Annotated in this window: 11 protein-coding genes; all 11 read right to left on the bottom strand. The window is 39.2% G+C overall.

The genetic code is table 11. The features are described 5' to 3' along the window. Nucleotides 1-77: 77 nt before the first annotated feature. Nucleotides 78-1,127, bottom strand: coding sequence for a hypothetical protein (locus AC1D7X_RS17810; RefSeq protein ID WP_495475812.1), 1,050 nt, complete (start codon nt 1,125-1,127; stop codon nt 78-80). Nucleotides 1,128-1,129: 2 nt separating this feature from the next. Beyond that, nucleotides 1,130-2,779, bottom strand: a complete 1,650-nt coding sequence (locus AC1D7X_RS17805; protein ID WP_495475811.1) for a hypothetical protein — start codon at nt 2,777-2,779, stop codon at nt 1,130-1,132. A gap of 176 nt (nt 2,780-2,955) precedes the next feature. After that, a complete protein-coding gene (locus AC1D7X_RS17800; RefSeq protein WP_495475810.1) occupies nt 2,956-4,221 on the bottom strand; it encodes a Wadjet anti-phage system protein JetD domain-containing protein in 1,266 nt (421 codons plus the stop codon). Between the two features lie 11 nt (nt 4,222-4,232). Beyond that, the gene (locus AC1D7X_RS17795) at nt 4,233-7,571 is read right to left on the bottom strand and encodes an ATP-binding protein (protein WP_495475809.1); all 3,339 of its coding nucleotides are present in this window, start codon (nt 7,569-7,571) and stop codon (nt 4,233-4,235) included. After that, complete coding sequence (locus AC1D7X_RS17790) at nt 7,540-8,145, bottom strand: DUF4194 domain-containing protein (protein WP_495475808.1); 606 nt, start codon at nt 8,143-8,145, stop codon at nt 7,540-7,542. The genes AC1D7X_RS17795 and AC1D7X_RS17790 overlap by 32 nt, the downstream gene beginning before the upstream one ends. Further along, nucleotides 8,105-9,574 carry a Wadjet anti-phage system protein JetA family protein gene (locus tag AC1D7X_RS17785; RefSeq protein ID WP_495475807.1) on the bottom strand — a complete coding sequence of 490 codons (1,470 nt, stop codon included), beginning with the start codon at nt 9,572-9,574 and terminating at the stop codon, nt 8,105-8,107. The genes AC1D7X_RS17790 and AC1D7X_RS17785 overlap by 41 nt, the downstream gene beginning before the upstream one ends. Before the next feature lie 915 nt (nt 9,575-10,489). Next, a complete protein-coding gene (locus tag AC1D7X_RS17780) occupies nt 10,490-11,881 on the bottom strand; it encodes a TniQ family protein (protein WP_495475806.1) in 1,392 nt (463 codons plus the stop codon). Between the two features lie 436 nt (nt 11,882-12,317). After that, complete coding sequence (locus AC1D7X_RS17775) at nt 12,318-14,243, bottom strand: TnsD family Tn7-like transposition protein (protein ID WP_495475805.1); 1,926 nt, start codon at nt 14,241-14,243, stop codon at nt 12,318-12,320. Between the two features lie 30 nt (nt 14,244-14,273). Then, nucleotides 14,274-16,013 (bottom strand): AAA family ATPase, encoded by a 1,740-nt coding sequence (locus tag AC1D7X_RS17770; protein WP_495475804.1) that lies wholly within the window; start codon nt 16,011-16,013, stop codon nt 14,274-14,276. Next, nucleotides 15,997-18,180, bottom strand: coding sequence for a TnsB C-terminal domain-containing protein (locus AC1D7X_RS17765; protein WP_495475803.1), 2,184 nt, complete (start codon nt 18,178-18,180; stop codon nt 15,997-15,999). The genes AC1D7X_RS17770 and AC1D7X_RS17765 overlap by 17 nt, the downstream gene beginning before the upstream one ends. Before the next feature lie 17 nt (nt 18,181-18,197). After that, nucleotides 18,198-19,037, bottom strand: a complete 840-nt coding sequence (locus AC1D7X_RS17760) for a TnsA endonuclease N-terminal domain-containing protein (RefSeq protein ID WP_495475802.1) — start codon at nt 19,035-19,037, stop codon at nt 18,198-18,200. Nucleotides 19,038-19,581: the final 544 nt, after the last annotated feature.

The raw sequence follows: 19,581 nt of genomic DNA, 5'->3' as shown, positions 1-19,581 counted from the left end.
TTTTACCATGGGTGAAGGAAAAGATATCTGGCTAATTCCATTCATCTTAATACGATTAGCCAGATAGTAATAAATAATCAAATACCTTCTAGTGCTTTTAACTCGTTCAATATATCTTTCACAGGATCAGAACCTTCCGCTGCTTCTCGTACCAATTGAATATAGATTAACAAGTCCTTTGTTGTCTCGTCCTTACAAGCAGCAACATATCTCTCCAACTCCTCTGCATACTTCCGAAGTTCTTGAGCCTTAAACCAGTTTTTCATTTGATTCTCAATGTTTTGTGTTAAATGCTGTCTACGAAGATTGTATTCTTCAAGCCTCTTAAAGTCTTGCTTCTTCGCTTCTTCAATAGCGTAAAGACGCTCCTGCTCTTTTTTCCTAATTTCATATTCTCGCTCAGCAATGTATCTGGTTATACTTATGTCAATTGCATTTCTCATCAGTTCTGCTAAAATTTCACCTATTTGTTTTTCAAATGGCCTATCAAGAGTTTCAGAAAAACAAAGTGACTTGGCTATTTTATTTCTATTCGCATAGCCGAGAATCTCCTTGAAATCCATTTTAAGAAAGCCACTGGGGATCTTTTCATACATTGGTTTTAACCCAATCGTCACGCTTCTAGATTGCAGATTTGACAATAAAGAACGTCTTTTCACTTTGGTTTCAATCATCGAAAAGGAAAAATCATGACCAAATAGCCGCAAGCTAGTATTATCCTCTTCACCTGCATTCACATTTATCGTTCCGCCTAATTCAACTACCGCATCAATTAAGAAATTCATAATTTTGAATACCCTATTGGCTTGTTTGTCGGATATATTCATTGACAATACGGCTTTATTCCTGCGATATTCAACCTTCGAATGCCCTTGCAAAAACGGATCGAGATCGTTTCGAAATTTATGTTCTTCTTCGCGTGACTTTCTGTAAGCGAGCTCATTCTGATATGCGACAATAAGCGGATGTAGATACTTGCTCTGCCTCACAACTTGAAGATACTTGCACCATTCGCTGAATTTAGCCTTGGATTCTGGTGTCAATAGTTCAATTACGTCAAATTCTTTTAACTGATCAATAGAATAATTATTCATGTCCATTATTTCTATAAAACCATATCGCTCCACCGTCATTCCCCCTCCTGACCGGAAAAGGAGAATCCGCCTCTTAGCAGCTCATCAACTAGTTCCTCAAGCTCCATCTCTGAAGCCATTCCCTCGGGGACAAAATAACGACTCAGGTTATCATTTAGCAATGCTGAACAAGAGCTTAAGAAATCTGAATTCTTAGGATAATCATATTTATATAGATAGGCGTTTCCGTCTTTATATTGTTTATGAGAAAATCCCGTTCGGCTAGGGAACTTGGACAAATGAATGCCAACAATCGCAGTTCTTATCTCGCTAAGCCGATTAAAGTCTTCCTCGAAATCGCTGCTATAATTTTTCTGTTTAGTCAGCCTTGAAAGATCTAGGGTAAACTTTAATTTATACTTCATTTCTTTGACCACATTGTTGATGTTTACAACGTCCTCAACAGATTGCATCAGATATTTTGATTTCCCATTTTGCTTCTTCCGTGCATTAACCAAAGCAATTTTCATGGTCTTATATTTTTTCAGACTTTTCTCGAGAAAAGAATACTGCCTAAAAAATTCCTCTTCACCATAGGTTTGAGACCGTAAAGGGGATAACAACTCCAGTGTTTCAGGCAACCCATATTGGGAAAACGTTTCCGTTAAATTTTTCAAAATCACGTCAAGTCGTACAGTGTCTTTCCACAATAAATCATTCTCTTTTTCATAGCTCAGACGCAAAATGTACGCTTTATTCGGAGCACTCTTTAACAGCCCTGTTGTCGTTTCGATAAATATCATATTGCTCTTAATATCAATCGGGTACGTCATGCCCTTCGTTTTTACAGGCACTAACACATTAATACGTTTTACAATGCCTACTCTTCCAGTAGAGATGCATAAATTCAAATACTCAGGCCAGTATTCCTCATCGTTTGCATCCTCGAATACCCATACGTACATGATTAGCATTTCCAATTCGCCTTTACGTCCATTAATAAACGGACGATGCTCGTTCTCCATATACAGTCCCGCCATATTAAACGGGTTATCATTGTACCTATGATTGTATCTATTAATATAATAGAATTGCTCTGATTCCCTGTTATAAATTCGCTCTATGTATTCATCAAAAAAAGCACCTGTATAATTTTGAACAAACTCAAATAAATTTACGCCATAATTGCGGTATGTCTCCCTCACCCAGTCGATTAGGCTACTATCCAAATATTTAAATCCGGAAAGGGTTGGTTTATTTGTCTCCTTTACTTTTATCTCTTCTGCCAAAATGATCAATTGATCCCGATACTTTTCAATCTCTGTTCCTTTCATTTTTCCACTGTTACAGAACTTATAAATGGTATACTCATAATCCTCGACACTATAAAATAGATGAACGTACTTCCTCTCATACATCCATGATTTCAATATCCGATCTATCCGACTCCTTGTTTTTCTATAGTATTCAATAATAAAATCTTTGCTTTTAAGAAATGAACTCTCGATCTCCTGAGTGATTTTCAATGCGGACTGCTCTGTCTTAATGTTTTCATAATCGTATTCCTCCGGATTCAAATAATTATTGAAATACTCCATTACATACTTCAAGACAGTAGACATGTTTTCGGCGTGATTTTTAAAATCGAACTCATCTAACTTATCCTTTTTTTTCATTTTTGTTATGTACTGCTCAATTGTAAGCATTCCTTCTTCCTCACCTTCAGCTTAGTTGACATTCCAAAAAAAAGACTCCCGAAATCCAAGGATTCAAAGGAGTCTTTTTTTGAGGAAGTCCATGGATTCACTTAATAATAATCTTGTTGCACTGCCGCGACGAATGATTAAGATGCCTTCGTTTATTTCAGTAGTCTTTCTCAGAATTAAAAAACCTCTTGTACAAATTCATCCGGTATAGCCTCTTGTTCCAGACGTAAACCTGTTTGAGCCATCGTTTCCAGTAAGACGTGCCAATTGGCGTAGGATTCACTTTGCAGCAGATCATTGGCTTTCTGTCGATAACGATCCGGCTGTTCTCTACATACCTCTCCAAATTGTCTAAGAGTTCCCTCATCCATGAACAAAGGACAAATGTCAAAAGGACAGTCACGTTGTAGAAAACGATAAATCTGGATGCCACCCAAGTCTATATCCCCCCAGTGAAATATAGAGATGGAGGCGTTTTTAGTCTGCAATGTGTTCCACAAACCCCGTAAGAATAATTGAAGGACACCGTGCGGAAAACCGCCAGTATAGATAACCAATTCCCGTATAGGTTGCCGGACCCGAAGCCATTGATGGTAGCTGCTCAAATTCTCAATCATTACAATTTGTTCCACATTTATGTGGGTCCATTGAAATATTTTCAGAGTTTCGGGATACAAGGCCGTTCCATCTGGGAATAATTCTAATGATAATTTTGCTCCATTCAGAGTGAACTGCCCACCACCGCCCATCAGAACAGGTTTGGGGTGAGGTACAATGCCAATCAAATCCAGTTCTCCTTCCCCCAATTCTGAAGCTTCCCCCATTCCCTGCCTTACAATAGACATGATCCTTCGTTCGACATGTTTTTCGAAATACTTGCTGTTGCCGAACACTCGCATGCTAAGCATACGCTTTGGAATATCTCCTGATATAACCGGCAATTCCTGTAATACACGCACCGCATCCGCATAACTTTTTATATCGTTTATATCCATTCCTACCGAACGTTGCACTTCTAATGCCGCTACGGCCCCCAGGGACCATTTGGCTACCCAGTCCCAGGGATGATCGTTCAGTTCCCCAAGGATAGCTGTCAATTCAGCCAACTTGTCCCTTTTCGCTTGCCTGCCGACTTGTCCATATGCGAAATCTATCTTTTCCCATTCCATATACACTTTCTGTATGATATTGGATGATCGTTCCCGTTTTAGATTGACGATTCCTTCTGCTGTAAGTTCCTCCAATACTTGATGAATCCATTCACGCTTTCGAAAATTCATTTCGTCCTCATAGTCTGATTTAAACGGCTCATCATTCAATACAAGCTGTGGTCGTTGCTTGGTTGGTTCCCCCATAATAAAAGCCTTGCTTCGCTCATACTTATCTAGAAGTTGGTTCAGTAATCTGTATCTAAACTCTCCTTTAAATTCCTGTTCGTTCATTTCATGTCACCTCAAAATAATGTATCCTGCTGCCAATCCACCTGATCTTCTTCAGGTCTAATTAAATGGGCTTCTTCGTCTTCCCAACGGTCAATCATATCGACAAAACATCGATAATCCTGGTTGGTAACAATTAAGGTCGTTGTCACCTCAGGCGCCATATGTTGCATTTTTTCATCAGGTACTGCGGCTATTAACTGGAGATTCATCATTTTAATTAACTTGAGACTGGTCTGAATCCGTTGCTCATCCATTTTGTTGAATGCTTCGTCAAATACGACCAGTCTAAGGGTTCGTTCAGAACGATACAGATGATAGAACGAAGCCAGGATAGCCACATAAAACGGCGTTTGGGTTTCACCTCCGGACTTCTCCTTCAGCACTTGTGAGAAACGGTATTGATTGTCCCCTTGCCGAACAAGAATATCGTAATCTAAATATCGACGGTAATCCGTGAATTCTTCCATATCCTCCGCTTCGTTTTGTACAAGCTGCTTAAATAATTCTTGTAACGCATCAGCCCGTTCATCATCCGTTACATCAAACAAGGTCCCCCGCTCCATTAACCTTGGATCCATCACGGCATCGTAATATCTGCGGTATTTTTCGCTGGGTACAACCTGAAAATTATATTTGTCAGTTGAAAAAGGAAAGTGATCGAGCGCATAGTTTAGCTCTCTGAATTCTCTTTTTGCCATCTCTATAGCTTCCCGTAGTTTAAAGACAAAATGAGATTTGAACTCTTCTTCAGAAACCTGAAGCGCCGCCTCCACCTTCTTCAGGTAATCAGGAATATCTAAACCTTCCACTTGCTTAAGTAGATGGTCGTAGACCTCGTTATGATCTGCATTAATTTCGGATATAAATGTATATTCCACGTTATAATCGGCTCTTTGCCTCGCCAACTGCTGAGCTTCTTCATCACGCTTTGTTTCGTTACCTTTGCGATTTCCTTCCCAATTATTTAGCTTAGAATCCGTGACATTCGATGAACGGTTTGCCTCTTCCAACCGTGCCAGCGCCTGCTGGAAACGTTCTGGGAATGTAGCCTTCCACTGATCCACGCTAGCCTCTTTATCTGTTACAATATTGACTTGCAAATTTTTTTTTGTTTCTGCTTCTTTGTATCCTGCTTCAAGAGAACCTATATTCTGTTTATGACTTCCCCACTTTTCCTCCCAGCTTTTCTCCGCTTCTTTCCAATGTTCGATCTGCTTACGCAACAGATCCGCTTCACTTAAATCTATAGTTTTTCGTTCTTCTTGCCAGCGTTGTAGTTCTTTCAAACAATCTTTCACCAGTCGGGGAAGCTTTAACTGATCAGCTAGCACACCCAACAAGGATGGCTTTCCCTTCAGTTGCTCCAACCAGGCTTGCAATTGCTCCAAATCAGCAGAAAGCATGTCTCTCTCCCTCCGCAAATCCGAAAGTTCCTCTCGTTTCAGTTCCAATTGGCGGATGACAGCCTGTGTTCCGATATAGGGAGGAGAATACAGTCGCTCAGGAATTTGCCGGGCCACCAGATTGCTGTAGCCCATACAACTTGCTGTAATCGCAGTACGATGACGCAGCAAGTCCTGCTCATCGACGGCCTTCATCACTTTGCCTAGCAGATGTTCCAGATGAGCTTGGACAACAGGATGAGCCGCCTCCGCCGACTCTGCGAGAGAGCCCTTTTGTGCCGTGTTCAAATATTTCCGTTCTGCTTCGGTATTAACCAAGCCGATACCCTCAATCCGACGACTGCGCTTCTCTCGCTCATATATTGCCAAAGCTTCCCGGAATACGGATGGTTCAACCAGAAGATCGAATCTCTGAGTGTTTAAATAACCTTCAATCGCATTGCGCCATGTTTCATCTGTCAGTTCCATCTCTTCACAGAATATCCAGACTGGTGAACGAGATCCAAGACGCTCTTCTAGTAGTGACTTAAGCGCCAATACCTCATCATTATAAGGGCGCTTGCGCTGCTCTAGGTTGCGAATGGCTCCTTCTGTATCCTTGATTTTTTGTTCTAAATCTTTCAAACGATCGCTGGAACGTGTCCGTGTCTCGGACATCCGTTCCTGAATCTCCTCCAGTTGCTCTCCTATTTTCTGAAGTATTTCTTTTTCCAGTTCAATATCATGATCATTACCGGCAAGATTCGACGCCAACCCGCTAATAAAATCTGCCGCTCGCTGCAATTGTTCACTCTCATTATCTAGATGTTTCCAAATCCCGTTTCCGATCCACATCCCCAGATTTGCGATATGTTCGGCCTGCTTTTGTATACAACGCTGCCAAACGGCAAGCTGCTGCTCCAGCTTTTCCGAACGCTTCTCTCCGTCCTCTATATTCTGGTCCAACTCATTTTTCCTTTTTTCTTCACTGTTCTCATATAGCTTGCGGGAAAAACCTTCTTTTTGCTGGGTTGCCTCTTCCTTCTTCTGTTTTGCAAGTTCCAAATCGTTGCGGGCATGTTCCAGTTTACGGATCATCCCCTTTAACTCCAAGACCAGCTGTTCAAGTATCTCTTGTTCCTTAAGCACACGCAGTGAGCGGATCACATAATCCTGTTCAACGACAAGATGCCGATATTTTTCTACATTTTGAAATCGCTCACGAATTTGGCCCAGCTTGTCCTTGCGCTTTTGAAGTTCCTGTAACTCCAATCGATAACGCTCATGCACAGCAAAGTTTTCTTTCATCAAGCCGAGCTGCAGCTCCTGACGATCCAAGATATTCTGATAAACAAAATCACGAATATTCTGAATGGGTTTAAAAGACAACGCCCGGGTAAAGGTCTGAAAAAAACGCTCATGTACATGCCCCATCCGGGAAAGCAACGCTTTCTGATATTGTGATTTATTCTGCTCAAACACAGATTTAATGCCGCTGAACCCTTGATAATATCCTCTCAATTCATCGCGGTTACGTAATCTTCCATCGGGCTTAATCAGTTCCAGCATATCCAAGGTCATTGGAGCCAAAATAAAAAACTCTTCAGCGTGTTCCATATTGGAAAACACATCTGATACCATGCCGACTACGAATGACTCTCGCTTTTCTTGATCCTCAAATTCGGCAAGCAAATAGGTGTTGAAATCCCCGTCCCTTACATATCCTCGTTCCTCACTGCCAATCTTGCCCTTCAAATAATTTAACAGAGTGCGCTTGGCATCCTCATGAGCGGCCGGATTAAACTTAATCATCTTCTGGTTGGCAACAAACAATACTTGTAAAGCGTCAATAATGGTTGATTTCCCCGCAGCATTTTTACCGGTAATCAAGGTTTGCTTACCGAATTCCATAACCTCATCAGAAAAGTAATGCCAGTTAATCAAGCGAAGCTTCTTTAACCATTTCATCCAATATCCCCTTTTCTTCCCCCACTCTGTATTGTTCAATTCGACTCTCAAGAGTATCTATTTGTTCCAAGTCAATAGCGTATAGCCAGGTGTGGTATAGTACGATTCTACAATCGTCAGAACGAATATCTGTGTCAAGAACCTCAGTGAGCTGGTATCTGGCACAGAGCTTAATAACTTGATCCAACTTAGTTTTACCTAACCAAGGCAAACGAAAGGTTTCGTATTTCGTACGAATTTCATGAATCGTTGTCGTAGGGAAGGCACTTATGGTAAGTCCCTGCCTTTTTTCCTGATAGATCAACCGTAGAATGAGTAGCCAAATGCTCATCTCCCGATCCAGAGAGCGTCTAAACGAGCTGTCTGGCGATTGCAAAAAAATGCATTCGTGTCTCTCATCCACAATCATCTCCCAGTCCAGCATTTGAAGATAATGTTCGATAGCTCCCTTATGACGACGGACCACAGCATAGCCATCACGGTCTTTTTCTCGGACGAGAAAATTGACCGCCAAAAGTCGGTTAAGCACAGCCTTAATTTTTTGACGTTCTTGTTCGCTGATCTCTTCCCACATTAAGTTCACTCCCTCCAGAAATTCGTGGTCTGATCATATGGTTGTAGAAACGGTAGGGACCCGCGTGTATAATCAGACGATCTTTACTGCGTTCAATTTGGTAGGGAGATCCACCATCCTGACCATATAAATAAATATACGTCAAGAGCAGTACTTCCTCCACATTCTGAGGTGCCAGTTCCGCAATCTCCATACTATCTTTATTCTGTAAGCGAGAAAAAACGAAATCTTCCACTTTCTTACGCGTAATGGCCTTGCGCATTCGCTCGATTCGCTCCTCGCGCAATTGTTTTCGTACTTCTTCTGAGATCGGTAATACATGATGTTCTTCCGACTGGTGCGGAAACCTTTTTTTTCTGACTGGGAGAAGCGACCCCTCGTTTAAAACCCGAATTAGCTGCAATCGTGAAAGTGGAATGATAGCTTCATCTGATAAAGGGAACGATGCATCCCCCAGTGCTTCCAGTATAGACGCCAGCTTTTGGTCAATTCCTTGGTGATGCTGGCTCAAATATCGTGCCCGGTCATAGGAAGAGCGTAAGTACTGATTATGACGAAGATCAATCCGGTAAAAGGTATCATCAAGACCTAAGTATATGGCCTCAATATCCCGTAAAGACTGCCTCAGATGCGTCTCCGCTTCTTCAGAACTCTCATATAGCCCGCCTGAAATCCCATCCAGTATGGCCTGCCCCATCCAAACATCGTCCAGTTGCCAGCGCTGCACAATATCGAGGATTTGATGACGATACCTGGATACGTGATCTGAAGTCTTCAACCGATGGTAACTGTTCTCGACAATATCCTTTTGATAATGATCAAAGTGGTGATCAAGTACTTCATGAATAGATTTTTTACTGACCACCTGTTCCATATGATGTTTCATATTGTTGTAAAGAGTAAACAGTTCCCGATCGAACTGAATGGTATTAGACAGCGCTTCCCGTACAGCCATAGCAGGACGCTCCCTTGATTCTTCACCGGATAACATACCGTAGGTTGCAAAAGCATAACGCTGGTACTCTATAGCCCTCCCCTCACATAGTTCCTGAATGAGTGATAGCATCCGTATGGTATAATGAGGTAATACGATGTATACCTCATATCGATCGCGTGTTTCTAGTTCAATCCAGCCTAACGCTTCCAACCTTCGTATCAAGCTGTTTGCCTTTCCACGCGATACTTCTTCTATGAATATTTGTTCAAGAGCAGTTGTTGGGGATACTTCTTCCCATTCCAATTGCGCACCCAGCGCTTCCCACGATTCAATCAGTTCCTGATACAGATCCCGCATCAATTCAATTCTAATACCAAAACGCTCACGTTTAGCTTGTTCATATAAAAGTTGAACAGCCTCTACGTTTAATTGCTTATTGGTCCCCGATAATAATCGAAAAAAGGACTCTGGCATTACCTCAAACAGCTTCACCAAGAATCCTCCTTGTATGTCTATTTCCTGTCATTAACATCATTCGACGAAAAAAACAAAATACCCTCTCTGATTTTGTAATCATTTGTAAAATTATATGAAACGCTTAGCTTTTTATGTAAATCGGTGTCCAAATCAATAAAGTCTAACCATTACGTTCTGCCCCATCTAATCCCAAAAAAATCCTTATCCCACAAGATTTTTCGCATCACTTCCTCATCCCTTTGTTAGAGCAAAGGATTAGTTTATGACAAAACATCTCTTAAAAGTTGCAGATCACCTATTCCACGCTCTACACAACTCCCCACCACTATCCCCTCTCGTAATTCACTACATTAAACAAGTAAAATAATGACGTAAGATCAGCGAAACCAACAGAAAAACATTAGAACAATCGAGGGAAATCAGTAAAAAAGAGCAATAATAATTTGATGTGAAACCGTAGAAAAAGCTGGGATTTCGCATTATTCTTAAAAAATAAGGAAAGAACGAGAAAAAAGCCGAGCGAGAATCAGGACAAATCCTGAAATTCGTTCGGCTTGGCATCAATCTATTATTGCTCAGCGGTACTCTTTGTGTGACTGTTGTAATCTTTCTAATTGGAGGGCACATACGTTCCTGTGAAATATAGTTTGATCTCCCTCTCCCCTGCTCAAAACGCACACTCACCACGCCCCGCAAGGTATCTCGACCTCACAGGTCCCTCACCGTCCGAATCAATTTTTGCATCATGTTTGACTAATACCAGGGGGAAGATCCGGAAGGCCATATGGATTAGATTTAAAAAGTTAGAGTCTGAATCGGGAGAAAGCAACATCCATCATGACCAAGTAGAGCATTATTAATAAGGATTCGTCCGTAGGGAAGATGCTTTTACCTTTCGTACCTTGCGTAATTCCAATCAAAGTAATTATCCTACAACATCTTTCGCTGAATTTCTTGTAAAATCAATTTTTCATACTTTGCACCAAATTGCTCCTTTAGACCTGCAAGTCTTTTAACTTCCCAGGCTAGGACATTAGATTGTCTCTGTACTAAATAACATACTACTTTTTTGATTCTTCTAATCTGGAATTGTTCTAGAGATTCAATCGACTCATTAATTGCCTTCTGTGTATCTGGTAATTTATTAATGGATCTCGTTAAAAGTGATTGTATTCTAAGCCTTCTTCCAATCTCGGTTTTTGTTACACGAATCATCTTAGGTTCTATACATGTAATTTCATTGGCCATCAATACTATTTGAGGAGCTATTTCAGCATCTCGTTTTTCCCAATCAACTCTATGGAGCTTAGACTTCAATGTCGCAGTAGTCCTGACTCGTATCTCAGCTCTTACTTTGCTTATTTTGTTTTCGTTAGAGATCTCTATCAGGTTAGCCATCATAGATGGTATCGATTCCCCTAGAAAACCTAAAACTAAAATATGTCTTAAAGGATGACATGTAACTCTTGGTGAACGTAAGAGTTTATGAAACCAAGTATGCTCATCTCCTATGCCAACATAACTGTTAACATCTTGTAGAAATTTTTCACTGTAAAAATTGATAAACTGAGTTATCAACTCACCCCATCTAATTCTCCCATTTGCCGTCGTCAGATTTCTATCTTTGAGTTTCATAACATAATATTTTCTTAAGTATTCAAGCCCGAATGCCTCAACTTTTGAATTGAGGAGGGTTTGCGATTGCTGTGCCATAAATAATTGTTTTTCTATAGCTATATCAGCCTTATTATTGTTGTTATTAGGCTTATCTCTGAATTTAAGGTATTCATTAAGTGTGATCATTTCAAACTTATGTCTAGGGTTACTTTCTATGTTTGATTCTTCTAGATAATTGCCATGTTTACAGCATACAGTTACTCCATCTACTTGGTGTGACCTGTGCCAATATGCTTCCCCATATTTGTCATCATCTTCACTTATACAATCTCGGCAGAAACTCAAAAAAGGATGTCTTTTGATTTCACTTGCAGTTATACCTAAGGCCATGTAAATAGAGGTGCCCTTTCCAGTTGCCATAATTCCTTTAAGTTTTTTAGTTCGTTCATAAGGTAAAAAAGGAGCGTAGTACGGTAGAAATGTGTGATTGTTAATTATATCTTTAGGTTTTAATATATGTGGTATTGGAAGTCGTTCACAAAAAAAATTTAAATTCGCTGGAAATAGCATTGTTGAGCATACATTTGGTGATCCAAACATATCTACCATTGAAATTCTTGGATTATCGTTTCCTGAAATCCGATGATAACGTGCCATAATGCTATATAATAGTTCATCATCAAACATAGAAGGAAAAAAAATCATTTGTCTCACTCCTGCAAGTGGTTTTCGGACACTATGATTATTTTTCCCTTCAAATTATAATTCAAACTCATTAGCAAAATTAAAAAGAAATCAATTTTATATCAATTAATTTTATTTTTCATATTTCAACCCCACCATCTATTTAAGTCACATTGTAGTCTATAGCGATGAGTATCAGAAAAATTTCACTCAATCCCAATGCTCGAATGAGTTCCCATCGTTTAAAAGTTACCCTCGTTTTCTTCAATTCTACCGCTGATATTTATTTTCCTTTTGATATTCACTTTTAATAAAGTAGGAAGTTACCAAATCTCCGTCCTAGCACTGCTTTCGATAATACTGCTGAAGAGATTCGCTCAGCAGCAATTGACTTATCCTGATAAAATTTTTGAGAGTGTATATTCCAATCATCAATTTAGATAAGGTTCTATCTATTTCAAACTTCTCGATTAAGCTGCTCTAGTAATACCTCGATTTTAGTCCTTGTTTGATCCCCACATTGATTATATTTCTTGTAATTATTAGAAACTGCTCTAAGGGTTACGGTCCGATAACCTTTGTCCCTTAACTTCTTAAATATTCGATTAAGACCTCTGATTAAATATGAGTCTAAATCTTCTACCGATTGTTGTAATACCTTAGAACTCTTCGGTAATCGTTCTTTTAATGAGGTTAGCCTTGATTTTTCCATAGGATTTAATTGGTTTAATATTGTGTATTTTCCAATTTGATGGGTGCAAGTAAGTCTTAATTGAGTAGATATATTGCTTATTTTTTCAGCCAACAAAATATCAAATTCCGTAAAGTTTATTTTTTCTTTAACTTTTCGTTGTCTTGGAAAGTGTTCATCTAGCCACTCCTGATCATTTCGATATAACCAGTGATATTCTCTTGAATGCGAACGAATCATTGTCAATCGCTTTATTGTCTGTTTCTCGCTTGCTGTCTCTAGTAGTACACTCCGAAATAAATATTTGTTATCGATATCCCCTGTAGCAGCCATCTCTTTCATAGCTAGTGAAGTGTCGTGGGGAACCATCCCTTCCGTTGGGGATATATGCTGATAATTTAGTTGCTTAATGCAAGTCTGCAATGCAACTCTCGTAAAGCCAGTCTCTTTTTCAATTTGAGAAATCGAATATCCAGCATAATAAAGACTCTTTACTTTTTCTTGCCATAAATGGCCCATACTAACGATCAAAGGTTTTCGTGATTCATCCATTCCCGGCTTCCACAATCGTGAGTATGTATAACCGCATAGTGGACAAACGAATTCGACTGAAACCGTAGAACCACCCGATCCCTTGGATTTACGAATGCAGGAATTAATAATCTTCCGTTTATAACCTGTGCATACTGTGCTGAAGCATTCCCAAGGACCATTACCAAAAGGGATCGGAACCGCAATAGAGTAATGATAGTGAAGAAACTCATCAACTGAATGAAAGAGATACTGGATTAGCATGGTATAGAACATGATATGAGATTTCATGTGATTCAACAATAGGAACCGAGAGAGAAAATGCCTTGATACTAATAGAGACTTGTTTAACCCTACTACTTCTAACTGCTCTGATGAATATTGGGATGCTATTTCAGTTAAAAATTCCAACCGCATGATACGCCCACGGTAATGTATATATTTAAGTTCCCACAATCTCATCATCAGCTTTAGATGGATGACTTCAGCATTAAGCTCCTCAGAGCATTCCCGTAATTTGCATAAATCCCGCATTATATTATTTTTGAACTGAATAATAGAATCTCTCATATCAATTAGTGTACTTTTCATATTTGCTTTACACATTTTACACTCTGGCTGAGAAATAAGTTCTTCAGCATAGTCTTTACTCAAAGGATGATTACATTGCGGGCATTTATTAATAAGTTTTGAGTAGTGGACAGGGCAATAATCAACAACCGATAACTGGTGAATTCGGTGTGCATAGCATATTCCGAATTTTTTCTCATCGACCTTCAGACATTCAGGACAATAACGAATATGATTTGTGAATAATCCTGCTATATAGAAAATGACTGTATGATACAATTCCTCTTCTCCAAACTTCATAAGAGAAATCATTTTTTCTTTATTTTCTTTTGTAAGAAAACAGAATATCAAACCTGCCCATGTATGCTTTTCAATTAAGTTATTAAGATGAATCGAATGTCCAACCGGTAGTCTACTATAAAGCACTGCCAAATTCATCGGAAACATAGGATTTTTATGTGATCTTGTACCGAAAAGTTCTTCCTTTGTATCTGGTAAAATAGTATAGGGTGACATGAGGTGATAACGATACACAATACTTCGAAAATCTTCGTCAGGTAAGGGTTCGGGAAAGAATACTAATTGAGCCATACAATACCTCATTTCAGAGTTTTTTCGTATTCAAGAGATGATATCGTGTAACTCGTCTATACCTCTTAAATAACCTTTTTCTTCAAGAGCCTCTTCTGTAGTTAAACCTTTACTATGCCCAAGTTGAACAACATATCGAATATCATCAGGCTCCATCGCAGGCTTAATTTTTGTTGCTCCCTTTATTTTCGGTACACCATCAACTGATTTTTTATTATTTATTTTAGTTGCTATCCCGGTATCTTCTCCTTTATCCACAATAATTTTTGCGATCTGACCAAACATTGAGGTAATATCCCCCATTCCAGAGCTAGCATTATATACTCCATTAGCTAAAGCTTCCGCAACTGTTGGATTTTGACCAAGTTGAAGAGCAAATTCAGTCAAATTCCCCAAAACTTCTTCTTTCTTCTTCTGTTGAAGGACACGTGCATGATCTTCTACCAAACTTCCATGTATGTGAACTCGATGACTGGCATCTTTAATGTATCCGTTCAACGGTACCCAATCCGGTTTGACATCATCCAAATCCTTATAGGCCTTGGGATCTCCAGAACGAATTCTTTTAAATATTGGAAGCACTAAACTTAGGCTAACTTCGGCCACTTCTCGAATACGAGCTGATATTATACGCTCATCACCGCCATTTACAATCGTTTTTGACTGAACTTGGATAAATAACTTGACTGCAAAGTCCGGAATCCCCATTGAATAATAATGCATTGTCTTTTTTATCTCTGGAGTTATTTCAGTATACGTTTTGGTATACTGAAGATCCCATAAATTCTCGATAAATTCATTCCATTCCCAACTATCCTCAAGCATAAGGCCTGAAATATTCTCCGCGAAACCATTGGGGATGCCCCTTCTGGTATTTGCCAATGAGTCTTTAAACAAATATAACGCCTTACACGAACCTATAAGTATGGTGGGCACTCCTAGCGTATTCACAAATTGGGTGATGAAATCAATCATGTTTTCTTCACCGCCAGAGTAAGCCTTCTGTATCTTTTGGATCTCATCGATAACCAATATACCCAAATTAATTTGAGCTGCCACTTTAATAAGTCTCAATACATGCTTATCAATTGTTCCTGGTTTCTCTCCAAACTTTTCATAATAATCCGTTCCCAATATCTTATCTACTTCTGCATAAAAACTTTTGCAAAAAGTTCCTACCGACTTGTTATATGGACATTCGACCTTCAACCATACTAACTGTGTATGTGATAAGACCCTCCCTTGATATTCGGCATGATGAATTACCTGAGGAAACAACTGTATTAGCATTCGCTCGTATAATTGCGATTTTCCAAATCCATTAATCGCAATTTCAACTAAACTTTGGGCAGTTTGAATATTTCCTGCTAAATTAGCTCCATTTTCATCAGAACCAGTTTTAAAAATTTCATCCCAACCAATTGCAAATTGACGATTATACATCGCATGCATAGGATTTCGTGATTGATAACCCATTTTGATCATCGTATATAAATTTCGATATTTATCATAGTGAGACGGTAGGGGCAACCAAAAGTCTGGCCTTATTTGCTGAACAAACTCAAGACGATCTTCTGCGCACAATCGGTTATATTTTTTGTCCATGGGAGGTTCAGACGAAAGGTTATCAATAAATGTCTCCAAATCTACTCGATTTGGCAATGACTCAATATACGGGTTACCTTGATTTTTGGGATTGATTTGTTCTTTATATTCGGCAAGGATGTGTGTGCCTTTCGATCCAAAAAAACTACTATTGATCTGACTCACCCCTTCTTCTTCTTTCTCTATTTTTTTTCGAAAAGATAGACTGAATCTCGTTATCATTCGAATGATCTATTGTATGTTCCTGCTCTTCTGAAGGAAACACGATTATATTTTTCTGGAGAGTTTGCTTGTCCGCAGTTGACCTAGTAACCATACTATTTACATTGCTCATGGCACTCATAGCTCCCCACGTTTTACTGTCAGCATCCCTAACTTCACGTTTATTTTGTTTTCTAGCATAATAACTCCTGTCTTTATTCGCTGCTTTAGTCTCCCTCGTTACCTTTTTATCAAGATCATCACTGAATGCGTGAAGTTCAGCATTATGCTGCTTCTCTGCTTTTTCTTGCAATTTATTCTGATCATTTCGATATGCAAAAATTTTCTCAACTTCATCAAAGTGTAAGTCCTCAAACTCTTTCGATCTTCCTGTCAGCAAACACGTTATCAGACCCTTTTTATGCTTCAGATAGATACTGCTACAGTTCCTAGGATCAAAACTAACTTCTATTTCTGTTTTACCATCAATACCATTCCCATTTCCATCGAACCAGCCCTCTTCCAGTCCAAGACTGCAAGTGTAATTAAGATCTCTAAACTCAATTCCAAAACGGGATACTTTCGCACGCTCTCTTGGCAATAAGTTGTAACGGAGTTCATTTCTACTTTTTTCATGCAGTAATCTTTTTCCCTTAGCCCAATTCCATACTTTTAAAGGGGTAAGTTCTACTTGGTCAGAGAACATCTCCTTGCTTGGAATATAGTCCCTACTCAAAGCGCTTTTGTTATAATTTATAAAGTATACAATCAGAAAACGGTTGAATTCTTCAATAGTCCAAGCCGATTCTCGGGCCGGATCATCATCTCCTCGCACAATTTGCTTTGCCTCTGTTGATCCAGATAGTAACTGTCTGATCATCTCATTACTGATATGAAAATTCACTTCTACAAATGGCTTCAAATCACCGCGATAAGACGGAGCATTTAGTACATCGACCTGGAGGTTTACAAATCTCTCTGAGAATTGTGCCTTTAGCTCTCCACGATCACCAACTAAATATTTTGGTAAGTAGTGGCATGGCCACTCTTCTTCACTAATATCAATACCAAAACGCGCACAATTCTCCACTTTACTAGTAGCTGCATTCTCAATCGCTATCATTGCCTCGAACCATGATTCTGAAGCCAGGCTTACGTGGTAACCCACAACCATCCTGCTGAATACATCAATCACTACATACAACGTGGGTTTTCCCAGAATTGTCTTTCTGTCAAAGGAAACCAAAATAATATCTGATCGTGTTGCATCCACTTCAAATACAGCTCCTACACAAGAGGCTCTTTCAGAGGCATTACCCTGCATAGGTCGAACATCCATCGTTGCTCTGCGTTTTCCATGTTTATTAGAATAACGACCAGAGGCAGTAGTGTTGTTTTTATACCAATAACGAAATTGACGCAAGCTGGGACTTCTATCTACATCTACTATGGGAACCCTCACACCATATTTTCTATAAAATCCTCGTTGGTAGAATGTTTCACACATTCTTTCATGCGTTTTTGTAATGTTCATCCCCTTACGTTTATGAAAAATCCGTATAGCGGATAAAAAATTTTCTATGTCCTCATCAGTCACCATATGTCTATTCGTGGATACAGGTCCAGGTTTATTCTCGTAAACTCTCTGCTTTCCAGGTACACCACAATCAAAGTAGTTATCTAGTAATCCATTCATTGACTTACCATAAAACCAATACTTTTTCAAATAATCTCGAATCACCTTCTTCGGTTTTCCAGAAGATAAATGTGCTTCATCTAAGAGTTCCCCCCTACTTTTAGATATGTAAATGTCCGGTTCTTGTACTACTAAATCCTTAATAATTTCCCACCTACGATTTCGATTCTCCTTATATTTGTCCAAATATTGATCATCAGGAGATAACAACCGCATGTCTATTTCTAGTTCTGTAACTCTGCTCTTCTTATCCCCTATTTCATTAACTAATTCATCGTATCTCATAAAATACGGGTAAGACATATTTCGATGATCATCAATATTTAAAACAACAATATTTTCCATTAATTCATCAATCCATAACACACGAAGTACTTCTACTGGTTCAAAATCATCGTTAAATCTTTCAATAATGGAATTTACAACAACAAACATGTTCCACCTCCTAATATCTAAGCTAAATTGATTGATTTCCCCGTTTTTTCAATCTCGTAAATAGTTAATGGCTTACTTTCCCTAACAACCCGCTTATTCATATCAGTTCCCCACTTTTTTATAGCCAGCATATGTTGCAAAATAAACATGCAAGTACCTTTCTCTAATTTATATGTCTGGTCAGTACGTAAGCATAGATTTGTTAGTGGGGTTTGTCCCTCATCTTGTAAAAATATCTCAAGCAATCCTTCTGATACAAACGATACAAGTTCCTCATTCACCCCTGGCCGGGTATTCAGGTACTTTCCTTCCGCCATCCATTCCACGTTCTTCACAAGAATATCTGGTATTTTGTTTTCCGTAATAATACACCAGTCCACACCTTGCTCAGCAAAGTATAATCTCTCAATTTCAAAAAGTTCCAGAGTACGATCATTCAATTTTTCACAAGGTTTTATAGTTCGAATAACGTCACGAAAACCCGTTTCTGTTTTTAATGTAATTCTAAAGTCAGTTGTCATTATTACAGAATTCCCGTCAATATTTGGATGAGTTATACCAAGTTGTTCAGCGATCTCTATTGTTTTTTGAATAGGTAAGAGTGGCCACTGCTCACGAATATCAACTACCCCATCAAGCCATTCACAGTAAAAAAGATATTTTCGTTCGTGTTCCGATAAAGTATGGTGAATGCGACCTGTTTTCCAACCTTTATGTCGTGTTATCCATCCCTCCGATGCAACTTTATTATCATGCGCCTGAATGAAAGGAGTATAGTCTTCTCCTTCACCCTGTCCTCGCCCCTTTTTTAGATAGTTATTTTGCAACTTCTCTTTTCTTTGACCGCGTCTAGACATTATTATCCTTCTTTCCTTGTCCATATTTCGCCCTATAGCGAGCTGACTCGTTCATAGGAAAGCCCTTAAACGACCGATGGCTCCGTCCCCTTTTTAAAAAAGGGACGGAGCCATCATACTTATCAATTATTGAGCTTAACGATGTGTCTTTTTGACAATCCATGCTGATCTCTGGGTTAACCGTTATTACATGAAATAGTTCGGGTCTATTCTCTTCAATTACATCAGTGAGAACTTCTATTGTACGGTCTAACGTCATCTTTGGGATATTCACTCCCATAACTTTGGCGTATTTCTCCATAATGGTTTGTCCACCCTCATTAAATATGTTAACCACATTTTAACATGGATATAATTACCATGCAATCCTGTCTGTTAGTGGTGCAAATAAAAACCGGCTGCCCAAGCCAAGCGCTATTCCACTATCGGTAGCAATAGGTAAGCCTTTGATGCGATCTCCAGCTTTTCCCCTGCTCCACACGGAGCGTGCTAGTTTCCCAGCACTCCGCGTTCCCTCTAACAGAATGTACTAGATCATAAGTTC

Source organism: Paenibacillus sp. Y568 (assembly GCF_059445545.1).
This window is presented reverse-complemented; position numbering and strand designations above follow the sequence as displayed.

Excerpts from the sequence above, each read along its gene's own strand:
- AC1D7X_RS17760 (WP_495475802.1), bottom strand. The coding sequence starts at position 19,037 with ATGTCTAGACGCGGTCAAAGAAAAGAGAAGTTGCAAAATAACTATCTA.
- AC1D7X_RS17805 (WP_495475811.1), bottom strand. The coding sequence starts at position 2,779 with ATGCTTACAATTGAGCAGTACATAACAAAAATGAAAAAAAAGGATAAG.
- AC1D7X_RS17775 (WP_495475805.1), bottom strand. The coding sequence starts at position 14,243 with ATGGCTCAATTAGTATTCTTTCCCGAACCCTTACCTGACGAAGATTTT.
- AC1D7X_RS17765 (WP_495475803.1), bottom strand. The coding sequence starts at position 18,180 with ATGTTTGTTGTTGTAAATTCCATTATTGAAAGATTTAACGATGATTTT.
- AC1D7X_RS17795 (WP_495475809.1), bottom strand. The coding sequence starts at position 7,571 with ATGAAATGGTTAAAGAAGCTTCGCTTGATTAACTGGCATTACTTTTCT.
- AC1D7X_RS17780 (WP_495475806.1), bottom strand. The coding sequence starts at position 11,881 with ATGATTTTTTTTCCTTCTATGTTTGATGATGAACTATTATATAGCATT.
- AC1D7X_RS17790 (WP_495475808.1), bottom strand. The coding sequence starts at position 8,145 with ATGTGGGAAGAGATCAGCGAACAAGAACGTCAAAAAATTAAGGCTGTG.
- AC1D7X_RS17800 (WP_495475810.1), bottom strand. The coding sequence starts at position 4,221 with ATGAACGAACAGGAATTTAAAGGAGAGTTTAGATACAGATTACTGAAC.